Source organism: Xanthomonas hortorum, assembly GCF_024339125.1.
Classification (GTDB): domain Bacteria; phylum Pseudomonadota; class Gammaproteobacteria; order Xanthomonadales; family Xanthomonadaceae; genus Xanthomonas; species Xanthomonas hortorum.
Genome location: NZ_CP101417.1, coordinates 2,173,146 through 2,186,425 on the forward strand (window position 1 = coordinate 2,173,146; position 13,280 = coordinate 2,186,425).

Genomic DNA, 13,280 nt, shown 5'->3' on the forward strand with positions numbered 1-13,280 from the left:
AGGAAAGAATTAAAGTCGTATATCGGGAGTATTTTCCGTACATTGCGGACTTCAGTTCTTCAATGTGCCGTCATGCATCCTTCCGAACGCGTCAAAGGCATCGACATTTTCGTCAGCGCCGCCGATGCCGGCAGCTTCACCGCCGCCGCCGAGCGGCTCAGCCTGACCAGCTCGGCAGTGGGCAAGGCCATTGCCCGCCTGGAAGCACGCCTGGGCGTGCGCCTGTTCGCGCGCACCACCCGGCGTCTGGCGCTGACCGATGCCGGCGCGGCGTTCTACCGGGTCTGCGTCAAGGTGCTCGACGAGCTGGAAGAGGCCGAGCACGTACTGCGCGCCGAAGGCCAGGCGCCCACCGGCCGGCTGCGGCTGGACCTGCCGGTGAGCTTCGGCCGGCGCAAGGTGTTGCCGGTGTTGCTGCCGTTCTTCCAGCGCTATCCCGGCCTGCAGCCAAGCATTTCGTTCACCGATCGCTTCGTCGACATGGCCGAAGAAGGCATCGATATCGCAGTGCGCATCGGTGGGCCGGATCAGTGGCACAGCAGTCTGGGGCACCGTTACCTGGGCCATGAAAAACGCGTGTTCTGCGCCGCGCCGCAGTATCTGGCGCACCGTGGCACGCCCGACAGCATCGCTGCATTGCTGGCGCACGACGCGGTGCTGTACGGCAAGGCCGATGGGAGCAGTAGCCCGTGGTTGCTGCGGCATGGCGCAGGACCGGTGGAACAACGCGCGATGGACGCGCGGGTGGTGTTCGGCAATGCAGAAGCGCAGGTGGATGCGGTGGCGGCCGGGCTGGGCATCGCGCAACTGCCGACCTGGTTGATCGATCACCATCTGCAGCGCGGCAGCCTGGTCGCAGTGCTGCCGCAGTGCGACACCGAAGGCCTGCCGCTGCATCTGGTCTGGATGCGCGCGCGCCAGTTGTTGCCCAAGCTGAGCCGCTTGCTGGAATGTCTGCAGCAGGGCTTGCAGGATGCGGCGTGATGGCCGCGCGTGGCGAAGCCTGAGGCGTGCGCTGCATCGGGTTGTGCACCCTATGCATCCACGCGCGTTGGTTGCAGCGCAATTCTAAGATGCGCGTTGGTAAGAGCGTCGTTACACGCAGCAGCACGTTGCAGCACGCCAGATCGAGCCACTCACGCCGGTGTGCGCGTGCTCTCTAACCAATTCAGCTTAAAATCCGCTGTCTTGCGGTCGACCCTGTTTTGTAAGGTGAACGCGTGTAGGCTGCGGGCCGGGGACGACTCCCCAACGAGGTGACCGCAATGGATCGCTCCGACATGCAAGTGTCCGATCTCATGGTCCTGGAGTTGCAAGGGTTCCACGATGCCTATGGCAATGGACCGGACTTCTGGGACGCGTATCAACGCATCATGACCAGTGCCGCGCAAGCCGGCGGCGACGTGATCGCGCTGGCCAATGAAATGGCGTCCCTGGCGCAGGGGCTTGGCGTGATCAAGCACGCGCAGTTGCTGTAACTGCCGATTGCGTCGTTTGCCGGCGATGCCGGTTTGCCTGCCAGGCGCAGGCCGTTGTCGAAGCCGACGATGGCTGGCGCTGTTTCTTAGCCGACTGCTGTGTGCACGCAGCGCGCTATCCATCACCCGCATCCGGCATACAGCCACAGCGCAAGTGCGCTGCCGCTGCGACGCGTGGCTTACTTGACGTCGGTTGTTTTGGTTGTCTCTGTCGTTTCTTCAGACGCGTCGGTTGTCTTGACGGCCGGCTTTGCGGCGACGGCTGCAGCCGGTGCAGCGTCGGACTCGCCGCGCTTCTTGTCACGACGCAGCGGCGTGTCGCCCAGACGCTCGATCGCGCCACCGGACTGCTGAAACGCTTCCAGATCAGCAGCCAGGCGCTGTTCGGACAAGCGCGGCTTGCCTGGCTGATTGCTCACGGTCATCGACTGGCGGCGGGAATTATTCATCGCAAATCCTCATGCGTTGTAGAGCGTCAAGGGAATGCCCCGGCGGCGCTGATCGTCGTAGGTGGCACGCACGTCGCGGCAATACGGGCCGGACATGACGAAACGGCGGCAGATGGCCGGCCGTGTGTCGTAGATCGAGCAACACATGCGCGCAGCATCGATGGCCACGCACCAGCCTTCCTCGTCACGCGCCATCACGTGCCAGCCTTGCGGCGTCACGGTGGTCAGATGGTTTGGAATGCGGTCGGTTGAGTCGACCATGACGGTGAGCCGGCAACAGACGGCGTCGCAGCGTTCGCAGAGATTCTTGATGGAGAAGGCCAGATAGTAGTGAAGGCGACACCGGGCTCCGGCCGCCTCTGCACCATACACCCTGGGCGTGCCGGGGTGTGAACCGTGCCCTCGGATTCGCTTTGCATGGCTTGGAGGTTACGCCGAGGCGCAGGCGATGCAGGCGCGCAGCGCAGCGGGCTTGTGGAATGCGTTGCCTTTGTCGCCTCGATGCGAAGACCGCTTTCACCTGCGTCATCGCTGCGTCGCCGTAGCGTGGCGCAGTCTGCATCCACCCAGCCAGGAAACCCTCGATGAGCACCTCGAATCAAACCTTGTCCACGCCCGACCACAGCAGCGATCATGACGACCAGCGCAGCGAGAAAGAAAAGCAGGATGCGCTGCAGGACGATGCGCTGGAAGAGACCTTTCCGGCCAGCGATCCGGTGTCGCCGTTCGTACCGGCCAAGCCGCTGGATTGATCCGCATCCCAAACGAGTGAGATAGACAAGCGGCGCACGCATCGATTGCGCCGCTTGTGTTTGCCTGTTCGCCAATGGTTACGGCGTCAGCACGACCTTGCGGCAATCGTCCTGCTTCTTGTCGAACAATTCGTAGCCGCGCGCTGCGTCGGCCAACGGCATGCGATGCGAAATGATCGCGCTCGGCTTGAGGTCGCCGTTGCCGATATGTTCCAGCAACTGCGGCATATGTTTTTGCACATGGGTCTGGCCCATCTTGAAGGTGAGCCCCTTGTCGAACGCATCGCCGAACAGGAAAGCGTGGATGAAGCCGGCATACACGCCCGGCACGCTGACCACGCCGCAACGACGCGTTGCCGCGATGCATTGCCGGATCGCCACACCGCTGCTGCCTTCCAGCTTCAAGGTGGTCAGTGCGGTTTCTACCGCGCTGCCTTCGGCCTCGAAGCCCACCGCTTCGATACTGGCATCCACGCCGCGGCCATCGGTCTGCGAGACGATCACATCGGCCGGGTCGTCGATCTCGTCGAAGTTGATCGGGATGACGCCATACGCCTTGGAGGCGAAGTCGAGCCGATACGCGTGGCGGTCGACCATGAAGATACGTTCGGCACCCAGCATGCGGCAGCACGCTGCGGCCATCAGACCGACCGGGCCGGCGCCGAAGATGGCCACGGTGGAGCCTTGTTTGACGCCGGCATCGACCACGGCTTGATAACCGGTGGGCAAGATGTCGGACAGGAACAACACCTGCTCGTCATGCAGGACATCGGGCACCACCAGCGGCCCGACGTTGGCCTTGGGCACACGCACGTATTCGGCCTGCCCGCCCGACAGACCACCGTAGAGATGGCTGAAGCCGAACAAGGCCGCCGGTGGGCGCATGTCCTTGTGATTCAATGCCGCGCCCTTGCCGGTGTTGGTGGTTTCGCACGCGGAAAATTCCTGCAGCGCGCAATGGAAGCAGCGCCCGCAGGCGACCACGAACGGAATCACCACACGGTCGCCGGGTTTGACTGCAGTGACATCGGGGCCAACGTCTTCGACGATGCCCATGAATTCATGGCCGAGAATGTCGCCATGGCGCAGATCGGGAATCTTGCCGCGATACAGATGCAGATCCGAGCCGCAGATGGCGGTTGCGGTGACGCGCAGGATCAGATCGTCGCGTTCGACAAGAACCGGATCCGGCACGGTTTCAACCCGGACATCGCGTGAGCCGTGATAGTTGAGGGCAAGCATTGAGATCTCCCGAAAAGGCCGTCGATGCGCGGCAACATATGCAGTGTTCGTGCAGCATCGTTAAGCCCATCAGCACGCAGCGTGCGCATGGTGTGGACGCGTCCGATTGGCGACGCCGCGTTGATGCGCAAGTCACGTCTGGATAACCCTCGCACTCGCACCCTGAGGTCACTCGTCAAATCGCTTGCAGTCATTCCACACATCGCGATGCGAACCCGACAATCAATGATCGCCAAGCAACGATCACTCAGGAGGCAGTAATGGGACTTTTCAAGATGGTAACCGCCGGCGCCGTGGGCTATGTGGCATACAAGGCATGGCAGCGTCGTCAGGGCCAATCGACCGATGCGACCAGTGACACCAGCAGCGACCGCGACATTCAACAGACCACGTTGACCGGACCTGCCGCAAAGAGCGCAACGCCACCGCATGGCGACCCGCTACGCACCGACGCCAACATCTCCACCGATCGCAAGCAGGCATTGGGCGCACTGGTCATCTTCAACGAGCAGGAGCGCACGCTGGCGCAACTGGCTGTGGTGAAGGGCATCGGCGGCGAATCGCTGCAGTTCGCACGCAAGATGGATGAAGCCCACAGCGCCGCGCTGACCGACCTCAGCCGTTTTGCGCCGGACCGCAATGGCACCCTGGCGCAAGCCGCATCCGCGCGTGCGGACGGCACCCGCAAGCGTCTGGACGGGTTGAACGGCAAGGAATTCGAAACGCAGTACCTGCAGGCCAGCGTGACCAGCCATGAGCAGGCGCTGGCACTGCTGGATACGCAATTGAGCAGCGAGCCGGGGTCGAGCGACTTGGGCAAGGAACTGCAGCGCACACGTAATACCATCGCCGAGCATCTGGACCATGCCAAGGCCCTCAGTGCTAAGCAGACCCAGCAGCACTGAGAGAAGTAACTGAGAGAAGTAAGCGGCTGCGTAGTCGGCAGGTGGACGAGAGCGTTGCCCGATGTGGGATGTATCACTTCGTACATTCTTATCTCAATAAGAATTTTTTTCGCGACCAGTTCACAGATGTCGGCCACGCTTTATGAGCCATTTTAAAGCCCTCAAAATTGTGATGTTCGATGATGGTCTCGGGCGGTCAGCTTACGTAACGGGCAATGTGTTTATTGGCGCGAGTATCGAATTCCGAACTGATCATCGCGCAGCGCAGAAGAGACAGGCAGCCAGGGCTGCCTGTCTTTGTTTGAAGCGTGGCGCGGCTGCGCGCTGTAGCCACTCTTTTCATGCGCGTCGTCGGCTCAATCAATCGATCATTTCGTTGTGCTATCGCATCGCGAGCGGAGGATCGGTAGCGCAGATGTGAGAAGACGCCGAGTGCTGCATTAGGCCATTCGACGAGTGAATGTAGGGGCCTGAGGTGTTATCCCCTGCGGCGCCTGCCGTGTGGAGAAAGCGTGCAGGCCATCTTCACAGCAACGTACTTTCTACGCGCAAACATTGCTCTTCGACTTAGCCGCGCGAGGTGTCTCATGCATGCAGTTTCGGTACATCGCAACTTCGATGTACAACACGCCGATGTACAAAGCGAATTAACGTATTGGAGGGACCAGCACCGGCGCGGCCAGCTCGGTTATCACCCCTTCGATGGCATCCCGGAAGGCACGGTGCGCGCAGTCTGCAAGGCCTACAACGCGCAGACTGACTTGACCGAACCGCAAGCGATCAAGGCGGCGCGCGAGGCGCTGTGCCTGACGCCGGGTTCGACCAATGCGGCCCTTGCCGACTGGCTGGCGCCGCGCTGCCTGCGGCATCTGCGCAGCGCGTAGTCGGCGCACCGAGACGGGTCAGCGGACGCGGGCAAGGATGCCGAACGCACCAAAGCGGAGCGACCGCATCGACGTTACAGGCGTTCGAGTGCAGCCCATGCTGTCGCATGCCTACACGCTTGCTACTTGGCACGTCGTGAAGCGTTAAGTGGAAGCACCACGCACTGACCTACACATCAGTCTCGACCATACGATCACTACGACGATCGTCAGGTTCGTCACCATGTTAGTGCCGCCGTAGACGCATCTTCGCTCTCTCGGCACCAGGGAGATTCCTGTGGAAGCGCTGCTGTTATCCCGCATCCAGTTCGCCTTCGTCATCTCATTTCATGTGCTGTTCCCTGCCTTCACCATCGGCCTGGCGAATCTGCTGGGCTTTCTGGAATGGCGTTGGCTACGCACGCACGACGAGGGATGGAAGCGGCTGTATTTTTTCTGGTTGCGCATCTTTGCCGTGTCCTTCGGCATGGGCGTGGTCAGCGGCATCGTGATGGCCTTCCAGTTCGGTGCCAACTGGCCAGAGCTCAGCCGCATTGCCGGTGGCGTGATCGGACCGCTACTGAGTTACGAAGTGCTCACAGCGTTTTTTCTGGAAGCGAGCTTCCTTGGCGTGATGTTGTTCGGCTGGGGCCGCGTGTCGGAGAAGCTGCACTTTTTTGCAACCTGCATGGTAGCGATCGGCACGCTGGTGTCCACGTTCTGGATCCTGTCGTCCAACAGTTGGCTGCATACACCACAGGGCTATGCGATGGTCAACGGTATCGTGCATCCGGTGAGCTGGACGCAGATCATCTTCAACCCGTCGTTCCCCTATCGTCTGGTGCACATGGCGCTGGGCTCGTTCATCACCACCTGCTTCGTGGTGGGCGGCGTGGCGGCCTACTACCTGCGCAAGGGCGTGCATCTGCCCGACGCTGCGCGCATGTTGCGGCTGTCGGTGGCCTTTGCCGCTATCGTGCTGCCTGTCCAGGTCATGGTTGGCGATCAGCATGGCCTCAACACGCTTGAACATCAGCCACTCAAGGTGGCAGCGATGGAAGCGCACTGGTACAGCGAGCAAGCCGGCGCCGGCGTGCCGCTGGTGGTGTTTGCGCTACCCAACGCCGAGGCCGAGCGCAATGACTATGAAGTGGCGATCCCGCGGCTGGGCAGCGTGATCCTGACCCACAGCACCGATGGCGACATCACCCCGCTGACCTCGGTGCCACGCGATCAACGCCCGCCGGTCGCACCGGTGTTCTTTGCGTTCCGCATCATGGTCGGCCTGGGCATGGCGATGCTGTTGCTGTCCTGGGTTTCCGCCATCGCCTGGTGGCGGGGTCGGCTGCATTCAAAAGCGCTGGTCCTGGCCTGGAACCTGATGCTGCCGGCCGGCTTCATCGCCTTGGTCGCCGGTTGGTTCGTGACCGAGATCGGGCGACAACCGTGGGTGGTGTATGGGCTGCTGCGCACCGCCGACGCGATGGGCCCGCAATCGGCCGGGACCGTCGCAGTGTCGTTGCTGGTGTACGTGCTGGGCTACGCATTTGTATTTGGTTTCGGCATTTTCTATCTCACCAAACTGGTCCGCGCCGGCCCGCAAGCCAGCCGCGATGGCCCGGATGTGGCCGGCGGCGAACATACCCCGGCACGTCCGTTGTCGGCTGTGGACACCGCACTGGAACAGGAGAACACACCATGGAACTGAGCTATTGGTTGCCGGTGGTGTGGTTTGGCGTCATCGGCTTTGGCGTATTGATGTATGTGGTGCTGGATGGCTTTGTCTTGGGACTGGGCATGCTGGCGCCGTTCGCGCGCGACGAACAGGAAGTGGACTTGATGATGAACACCGCCGCGCCGATCTGGGACGGCAACGAGACCTGGCTGGTACTCGGTGGCGCCGGGTTGTTCGCAGCGTTTCCCGCTGCGTACGCGGTGATCCTGTCCGGGCTGTATCTGCCGGTGTTGTTGATGGTGATGGCGTTGGTGTTCCGCGGCGTGGCCTTCGAGTTCCGCTTCAAAGCGCAACGCTCGCGACAGCTTTGGACGCTGTCGTTCATCGCGGGCTCGATCCTCACCGCATTCGCGCAAGGCATCATTCTGGGCGCGCTGGTGGAGGGTATGGCACTGGAAAATGGGCGCTACGTCGGCGGGGTGTTCGGCTGGTTCAGCCCGTTCACCATCCTCACCGGTGCAGCCTTGGTGTTCGGCTATGCGCTGCTCGGCAGCACTTGGTTGATCCTCAAGACCGAGGGACGCACGCACACCCTGGCGCGCCAGTTGACCAAGCCGCTGGTCGGGGTGGTGGTGACCTTTCTGGTGCTGGTCAGCGCGTGGCTGCCGTTCCTGAGTTCGCACGTGATGGCGCGCTGGTTCGCGGGTGGCAGCTTCTGGTGGTTGTCGCCCATCCCGGTGGTGACCGCAGCGGTGGCACTTACGTTATGGCGCAGCAGCGACCGCTCACGCAGCGACGCCTCGCCATTTCTGCTGACGCTGGCGATCTTCGTGCTGGGTTTTATCGGGTTGGTGCTGGGCATGTGGCCGTATCTGGTGCCGCCGAGCTATACCATCTGGCAGGCAGCCGCGCCGCCTTCGTCGCAGATCTTCCCGTTGGTTGGCCTGGTCGTGCTATTGCCACTGGTGTTGGGATATACGGTGTGGTCGTATCGCGTATTTCGCGGCAAGATCGCGGCGGATGTGGGCTATCACCATCACCACTGAGCGAACTTCAGCGCCGCGCCGCATGGAATGCCGGCATGACGTCGCCGCGCAGTAGCGCTGAAAATACAACGCCCGCATCTGCGGGCGTTGTGCTATCGAATTGCGGGGCGGCCTCAGCGTTTTTCCGAGCCGTCCGGCCGTTCGTAATCGTGCTCCGGGTCGGCCTTGTTCACGTCACGGTCCTCGTCGGGCATGTCGTGCACCTTCCAGTCCGCATCTTCGTTGCGTCGTTCCTGCGGCGTAAACGGCTTGCTCTGATCGGCGTCAGGGCCCCATGGTTTCTTCGGCTCGTTCCCCATCTGCATCTCCTGCGTCACGGTGTGCTATCACGCTAGGCAAAGACCCATTGCAGTGCGGTGAACGAAGCTGTGTGGTGGTGTGAAGTACTGCCGGCTTGGTCCGCATGCTGGTCGCGGGCGAGCTTGCCGCCACCGTCAGCCGCCGGTCTGTGAATGAGGAGCTTCCACCGGCTTGGATTGTGGCGAGTCCTTCTGCCGCAGCCAGATCGTCAAGACCACCAGCGAGAACACCGCAAGAAATTCGCTCTGCCAGTTCTGCATCGACTCGAACCAGAACCCGGCATCGGTGAAGTGGTCGAGCATACTGATCGGCTGCAGGCCCTTCTGTGCACGCTTCAGCAGCTCCAGTCGCCAGCTACCGATCAGATGCAACACAAAGCTCATCAGGAACAGGATGCCGAAGGCGATCGCCAGCGAATGTTCGTACAGTCGCAGCCATATCCCGCCGGCACGTGCCGGCCACGGCGCAGGACCGGGTTTGATCGACGTGTGCTCCTCATCTGGATCGAGCGGGCGAGATTCCGCCGACCCCACCTGACGCAACGTGACCGTCAACAGCACGTACATGCCCATCTGCAGAAATTCGCTCTCCCAGTTTTCGAACAACGCAGACATGAAGTGCGGGCTGTGCAGATAGGCCGCCAACTGCAGCGTCGGCAATCCCTGCTCGCGCAGCTCTGTGTTGTACGCATGGAGCCCAGCATAGATCTGGCAACCGATAAAGAACAAGGTCAGCGCAAGCAGACACAACGATAGCCCGTGACGACGCAAGAACATGGAATGCCTCCTGACAATGTGCTTAGTATCAAATTCGCTGAGCAAGAACGCATGAAGCCCACAACGACGCGCGCGCCTCAACACAAGACGGCAACTGAACACACAACTGAGCCAGCCCTGCGTCGTTGCCAGCACACGCGCCGCCGACATCGCCTAGCCCGGATGTTTACGTTTGCATGTCCACACTGGCCCTCAGCGCAGCACTCGCGCTTTGTACGTCAGTGAACCCAACGTCAGGAGAGGACCATGCCCGTACCCAATTACCCGCGCCCGCCATTCAAGCCGCAGCAACAAGGCTTCCCGGGCCGCACCGAAAAGATGGACCCGCGTCCGGACCACGGTGAAGACAGCTACGTCGGCCATGGGCAATTGAAAGGCAAGCGTGCATTGATCACGGGTGGCGACAGCGGCATCGGTGCGGCCGTTGCGATCGCCTATGCACGCGAAGGCGCCGATGTGGCCATCGCTTTTCTGCCTGACGAGCAGGAGGACGCGGCCAAGATCGGCGCGCTGATCGAGAAAGCCGGCGTCAAGGCGCTTCTGGTCGGATGCGACATCAGCGACCCAAGCCAGGCCGCAGCATTGATTGACAAGGTCAACGGCACCTTCGGCGGGCTGGATATCCTGGTCAACAACGCCGGCTATCAGAAGTATTTCGAGAGTTTCGAAGACATCACCCTGGACGAGTGGCGCAGGACCTTCGACACCAATGTACATGCCGTCTTCAATCTGGTGCGGCTGTCTGCGCCCCTGATGACCGATGGTGGCTCCATCATCAACACCGCATCGGTGCAATCGAAGAAACCCACTCCCAACATCCTGCCTTACGCAGCCACCAAGGGGGCTTTGGCCAATCTCACCATCGGGTTGGCAGGCGTGCTTGCCGAGAAGAAGATTCGCGTCAACGCAGTGCTCCCCGGCCCGATCTGGACGCCCTTCATTCCCTCCGGCATGGACGAAGAATCAGTGGAAAACTTCGGCGCGCAGACGCCGATGGGGCGCCCTGGCCAGCCGGTGGAATTGGCCTCGGCCTACGTCATGCTTGCAGCAGATACCGCCAGCTACACCTCGGGCACGCTGCTGACGATCTCCGGCGGCGCTGTCACGCTGTAGCACGTGCAGGGCGTCATCGGGCCCGCGTCACCCGCAAGGTGACGCGGGTTCTCCTCGATCGAGATTGCCGCTGGCTTCGAAGCATGCCGGCGACTGCGCGACAGTATGAGAAACGCCAACTGGCGTTGCCAGTGCAATCTGACGTAAAACTGCACTGCATCAAATCCCGCCGAATGCGTGGCAACAGTGCCGGCAAACCTTGCACTGTGTGGCGTTTCGGCATATCCGACGCAGTGACCGACCCCGACCATGACGCTTGGCACTGGTAAATTCCGGGCCAGCCGTGCGTACTGCGCGCATGACACGGCGAGCTCGACTTGGTAAAGGGCTCCGTTCGATCACGATAATCGTGGCTGCAAAGTGCAATTTCGTGGTAATGCGCAGGCGCACTTTCGCGCCGCCGTCACAATTCTCAACTGAACATGTATCAGCACTTTGCGGACAGAAGCGCCCATGGACCGTCTTTCCTGCGCCATCATCGACGACGACGTGGAGTTCTGCGATCAGGTGGTGGAGTTAGCCACCGATAGCGGCTTCCGGGCCAAGGGCATGCACACCCTTGGCGAAGCCAGCCGTTGGCTGGACAGCAACTTCCCCGATCTACTGGTCGTGGACGTTGGCCTGCCCGACGGCAGCGGTTTCGATCTCATCGAACGGCTCGACCCGGATCACTCGCCACAGATCGTGGTGGTGTCGGGCGATTACGCCCGTGAAACGCAGGGCCGCGCACAGCAGTTCGGGGTCAGCGAGTTCCTGACCAAGCCATTCGCGCCGGAACGCCTGGAGCGTGTGCTCGGCGGCCTGCGTGAAGCGCAGCAGGGCAACCTGGGCATCGTCGGCAACAGCGACAGCATCGTGCTGTTGCGCAAGGACATCGTGCGCGTGGCGCCAACCGACTTGAACGTGCTGGTGACCGGCGAGACCGGTACCGGCAAGGATCTGGTGGCGCGTGCCATCCATCGTGTCTCCGGTCGTCGCGGCCGCTTTGTGCCGGTTAACTGCGGCGCAATCCCGGAAGAACTGCTGGCAAGCCAGCTGTTCGGTCACGAGCGCGGCAGCTTCACCGGCGCCGATCGCCGCCATGCCGGATTTCTGGAGCAGGCTGCCGACGGCACGCTGTTTCTGGATGAAATCGGCGAAATGCCCAAGCGTCTGCAGGTGTATCTGCTGCGGGCGATCGAATCGCGCAGCTTCATGCGCGTGGGCGGCAACGAAGAGATTCCGCTCGATGCGCGCGTGGTCGCTGCCACCCACCAGCATGTGCAGCGCGAGCATGCGGTGCTGCGCGAGGATCTGTTCTACCGGCTCAACGAATATCCGATCCAGGTGCCACCGCTGCGCGAACGGCGTGGCGATGCGCGGTTGTTGGGCTTGCGTGTGATCGACGAACTCAATGTCAAATACGGCACCCGCAAGTTGCCGACCAAGTCATTGCTGCGCTATCTGGCATACCACACGTGGCCGGGCAACGTGCGCGAGCTGCGCTCGTTCATCCGCTATCTGTATCTACGCTCCGATGGCGACCTGTTGAGTGCGCCGGATGTGGAGCAGACCGTGCCGCAGGCCGACGAGAACGGATTGTTGATTCCCGCAGGCTGGACCATGCGCCAGGCCGAAGACGCGATGATCGAGGCAGCATTGGCACGCACCCGCTTCAACAAGAAGGCCGCCGCACGCGAGTTGGGCATCAGTGTGCGTACCTTGCACAACCGGCTCAGCGACAAGGACGCGTAGTGGCCGATGCATCCGATGGACAGCGGCGTGAGCTGCTGCACCAATTGCGCAACCGCCTCAACGTGATGGGATTTGCGCTGTATGCATTGCGCAACGATGTCTCCAAGCCACTGGAAACCTTGCGCAGCGCACACCAGTCAGCGGTGGAGCTGCTCAATCAGCTCGGCGAAGAAGAGCGCGCCCGGCAGCAGATGAAAGACACCCAGGCCGACACTTCCGATCGGTGACGGGTTGTCGGTGAGATCCGATCAGCGGATCGATCAATAATGCTCGGCCGGTTGAGCCTGGTCGCTCAGCAGCGTGGTGATCGCGCGCGGGTTGTACGGCTTCATGCAGTACGACAGATGCGCAAAGCGCGCTGGCAGCGTGTAGCGGTCATAACCGGAACAGAACGAGAACGGGACCCCGCGCTCCAGCAATGCATCGGCCACCGGAAACACCGGCTGCCCTCGCACATTGACGTCGAGCAACGCACCATCGATCTCCTCGCCTGAAGTCACCAGCGAAAGCGCGTCGGATACATTGCCCACCGGTCCGACCACGCTGACACCGGCTTCGATCAGCAAGTCGTTGAGCGATTGGGCGAGCAGATAATCGTCCTCGACCACAAGGATGCGGCGGCCGTGCAGCGCTGTGTTGGACATAAAAACTCCGGAACTAAAATGCGGTCTGACGACGCACGCATCGTGCGCGCACCCCGCGTTAATAACGCGCGTAAGCAAGCGCTTCAAATAGCGATCTCATCAACTTCAGGACAAGTAAGCACGCGTGCGTGGATGACTACATGCAAACCTGCATGCAAACGCACCGGTCACGGAAAAAATTGCGCAGCAGTGCACATCTTGCGACCTGTTCGATCGTCGCTAAAAAGAGTGTGCTGTTGAATTCAACGAGATCCTTGCAGCACCGGTGTCCACGTCAGTCATAAACTTGGCGCGCATTGTGCG

16 protein-coding genes are annotated in these 13,280 nt (G+C 61.5%); 10 read left to right on the plus strand and 6 right to left on the minus strand.

Annotated features, from left to right (window positions below; translation table 11 throughout):
* Positions 1-72: 72 nt before the first annotated feature.
* Positions 73-984, plus strand: coding sequence for a LysR family transcriptional regulator (locus NMB96_RS09110; RefSeq protein ID WP_115039631.1), 912 nt, complete (start codon positions 73-75; stop codon positions 982-984).
* A 281-nt stretch (positions 985-1,265) separates the two neighbouring features.
* Positions 1,266-1,478 carry a hypothetical protein gene (locus NMB96_RS09115; protein WP_023905335.1) on the plus strand — a complete coding sequence of 71 codons (213 nt, stop codon included), beginning with the start codon at positions 1,266-1,268 and terminating at the stop codon, positions 1,476-1,478.
* A 179-nt stretch (positions 1,479-1,657) separates the two neighbouring features.
* On the opposite strand, the gene NMB96_RS09120 is transcribed toward NMB96_RS09115, so the two are convergent.
* Positions 1,658-1,927 carry a hypothetical protein gene (locus NMB96_RS09120; protein ID WP_255086716.1) on the minus strand — a complete coding sequence of 90 codons (270 nt, stop codon included), beginning with the start codon at positions 1,925-1,927 and terminating at the stop codon, positions 1,658-1,660.
* Positions 1,928-1,936: 9 nt separating this feature from the next.
* Positions 1,937-2,188 (minus strand): YkgJ family cysteine cluster protein, encoded by a 252-nt coding sequence (locus NMB96_RS09125; protein ID WP_006449501.1) that lies wholly within the window; start codon positions 2,186-2,188, stop codon positions 1,937-1,939.
* Between the two features lie 323 nt (positions 2,189-2,511).
* Between NMB96_RS09125 and NMB96_RS09130 the strand changes: the two genes are divergently transcribed.
* Positions 2,512-2,679, plus strand: coding sequence for a hypothetical protein (locus NMB96_RS09130; RefSeq protein WP_006449502.1), 168 nt, complete (start codon positions 2,512-2,514; stop codon positions 2,677-2,679).
* Between the two features lie 78 nt (positions 2,680-2,757).
* On the opposite strand, the gene NMB96_RS09135 is transcribed toward NMB96_RS09130, so the two are convergent.
* The gene (locus NMB96_RS09135) at positions 2,758-3,921 is read right to left on the minus strand and encodes a zinc-dependent alcohol dehydrogenase (RefSeq protein WP_043907799.1); all 1,164 of its coding nucleotides are present in this window, start codon (positions 3,919-3,921) and stop codon (positions 2,758-2,760) included.
* A gap of 260 nt (positions 3,922-4,181) precedes the next feature.
* Between NMB96_RS09135 and NMB96_RS09140 the strand changes: the two genes are divergently transcribed.
* The 4 genes from NMB96_RS09140 (at position 4,182) to cydB (ending at position 8,410) form a co-directional block, all read left to right on the plus strand.
* Positions 4,182-4,826, plus strand: coding sequence for a DUF4142 domain-containing protein (locus NMB96_RS09140; protein WP_255086717.1), 645 nt, complete (start codon positions 4,182-4,184; stop codon positions 4,824-4,826).
* A 587-nt stretch (positions 4,827-5,413) separates the two neighbouring features.
* Positions 5,414-5,710 (plus strand): hypothetical protein, encoded by a 297-nt coding sequence (locus NMB96_RS09145; RefSeq protein ID WP_255086718.1) that lies wholly within the window; start codon positions 5,414-5,416, stop codon positions 5,708-5,710.
* A 277-nt stretch (positions 5,711-5,987) separates the two neighbouring features.
* The gene (locus NMB96_RS09150; protein ID WP_255086720.1) at positions 5,988-7,397 is read left to right on the plus strand and encodes a cytochrome ubiquinol oxidase subunit I; all 1,410 of its coding nucleotides are present in this window, start codon (positions 5,988-5,990) and stop codon (positions 7,395-7,397) included.
* Positions 7,388-8,410, plus strand: coding sequence for a cytochrome d ubiquinol oxidase subunit II (gene cydB, locus NMB96_RS09155; RefSeq protein WP_023905328.1), 1,023 nt, complete (start codon positions 7,388-7,390; stop codon positions 8,408-8,410). Before NMB96_RS09150 ends, cydB begins: the two co-directional genes overlap by 10 nt.
* 113 nt (positions 8,411-8,523) lie before the next feature.
* Here the strand turns inward: cydB and NMB96_RS09160 are convergent, their stop codons facing one another.
* On the minus strand, positions 8,524-8,709 hold the full coding sequence (locus tag NMB96_RS09160; RefSeq protein ID WP_023905327.1) for a hypothetical protein: 186 nt from the start codon (positions 8,707-8,709) through the stop codon (positions 8,524-8,526).
* Positions 8,710-8,844: 135 nt separating this feature from the next.
* Positions 8,845-9,486 carry a DUF6766 family protein gene (locus NMB96_RS09165; RefSeq protein WP_043889484.1) on the minus strand — a complete coding sequence of 214 codons (642 nt, stop codon included), beginning with the start codon at positions 9,484-9,486 and terminating at the stop codon, positions 8,845-8,847.
* 246 nt (positions 9,487-9,732) lie between these two features.
* Here NMB96_RS09165 and NMB96_RS09170 point away from each other — a divergent pair, with 246 nt between their 5' ends.
* The 3 genes from NMB96_RS09170 to NMB96_RS09180 all read left to right on the plus strand — a co-directional run bounded on the left by NMB96_RS09170 (position 9,733) and on the right by NMB96_RS09180 (position 12,560).
* Positions 9,733-10,599 carry an SDR family oxidoreductase gene (locus NMB96_RS09170; protein ID WP_255086721.1) on the plus strand — a complete coding sequence of 289 codons (867 nt, stop codon included), beginning with the start codon at positions 9,733-9,735 and terminating at the stop codon, positions 10,597-10,599.
* A 453-nt stretch (positions 10,600-11,052) separates the two neighbouring features.
* Complete coding sequence (locus NMB96_RS09175) at positions 11,053-12,333, plus strand: sigma-54-dependent transcriptional regulator (RefSeq protein WP_255086723.1); 1,281 nt, start codon at positions 11,053-11,055, stop codon at positions 12,331-12,333.
* A complete protein-coding gene (locus NMB96_RS09180; RefSeq protein ID WP_170118522.1) occupies positions 12,333-12,560 on the plus strand; it encodes a hypothetical protein in 228 nt (75 codons plus the stop codon). The genes NMB96_RS09175 and NMB96_RS09180 overlap by 1 nt, the downstream gene beginning before the upstream one ends.
* Positions 12,561-12,593: 33 nt before the next feature.
* Here the strand turns inward: NMB96_RS09180 and NMB96_RS09185 are convergent, their stop codons facing one another.
* A complete protein-coding gene (locus NMB96_RS09185; protein WP_255086724.1) occupies positions 12,594-12,977 on the minus strand; it encodes a response regulator in 384 nt (127 codons plus the stop codon).
* Between the last annotated feature and the right edge of the window lie 303 nt (positions 12,978-13,280).

Bases quoted from the DNA above. Each gene is read 5' to 3' on its own strand.
- NMB96_RS09110 (WP_115039631.1), top strand. From the start codon at position 73: ATGCATCCTTCCGAACGCGTCAAAGGCATCGACATTTTCGTCAGCGCC.
- NMB96_RS09115 (WP_023905335.1), top strand. From the start codon at position 1,266: ATGGATCGCTCCGACATGCAAGTGTCCGATCTCATGGTCCTGGAGTTG.
- NMB96_RS09120 (WP_255086716.1), bottom strand. From the start codon at position 1,927: ATGAATAATTCCCGCCGCCAGTCGATGACCGTGAGCAATCAGCCAGGC.
- NMB96_RS09125 (WP_006449501.1), bottom strand. From the start codon at position 2,188: ATGGTCGACTCAACCGACCGCATTCCAAACCATCTGACCACCGTGACG.
- NMB96_RS09130 (WP_006449502.1), top strand. From the start codon at position 2,512: ATGAGCACCTCGAATCAAACCTTGTCCACGCCCGACCACAGCAGCGAT.
- NMB96_RS09135 (WP_043907799.1), bottom strand. From the start codon at position 3,921: ATGCTTGCCCTCAACTATCACGGCTCACGCGATGTCCGGGTTGAAACC.
- NMB96_RS09140 (WP_255086717.1), top strand. From the start codon at position 4,182: ATGGGACTTTTCAAGATGGTAACCGCCGGCGCCGTGGGCTATGTGGCA.
- NMB96_RS09145 (WP_255086718.1), top strand. From the start codon at position 5,414: ATGCATGCAGTTTCGGTACATCGCAACTTCGATGTACAACACGCCGAT.
- cydB (WP_023905328.1), top strand. From the start codon at position 7,388: ATGGAACTGAGCTATTGGTTGCCGGTGGTGTGGTTTGGCGTCATCGGC.
- NMB96_RS09160 (WP_023905327.1), bottom strand. From the start codon at position 8,709: ATGGGGAACGAGCCGAAGAAACCATGGGGCCCTGACGCCGATCAGAGC.
- NMB96_RS09165 (WP_043889484.1), bottom strand. From the start codon at position 9,486: ATGTTCTTGCGTCGTCACGGGCTATCGTTGTGTCTGCTTGCGCTGACC.
- NMB96_RS09170 (WP_255086721.1), top strand. From the start codon at position 9,733: ATGCCCGTACCCAATTACCCGCGCCCGCCATTCAAGCCGCAGCAACAA.
- NMB96_RS09175 (WP_255086723.1), top strand. From the start codon at position 11,053: ATGGACCGTCTTTCCTGCGCCATCATCGACGACGACGTGGAGTTCTGC.
- NMB96_RS09185 (WP_255086724.1), bottom strand. From the start codon at position 12,977: ATGTCCAACACAGCGCTGCACGGCCGCCGCATCCTTGTGGTCGAGGAC.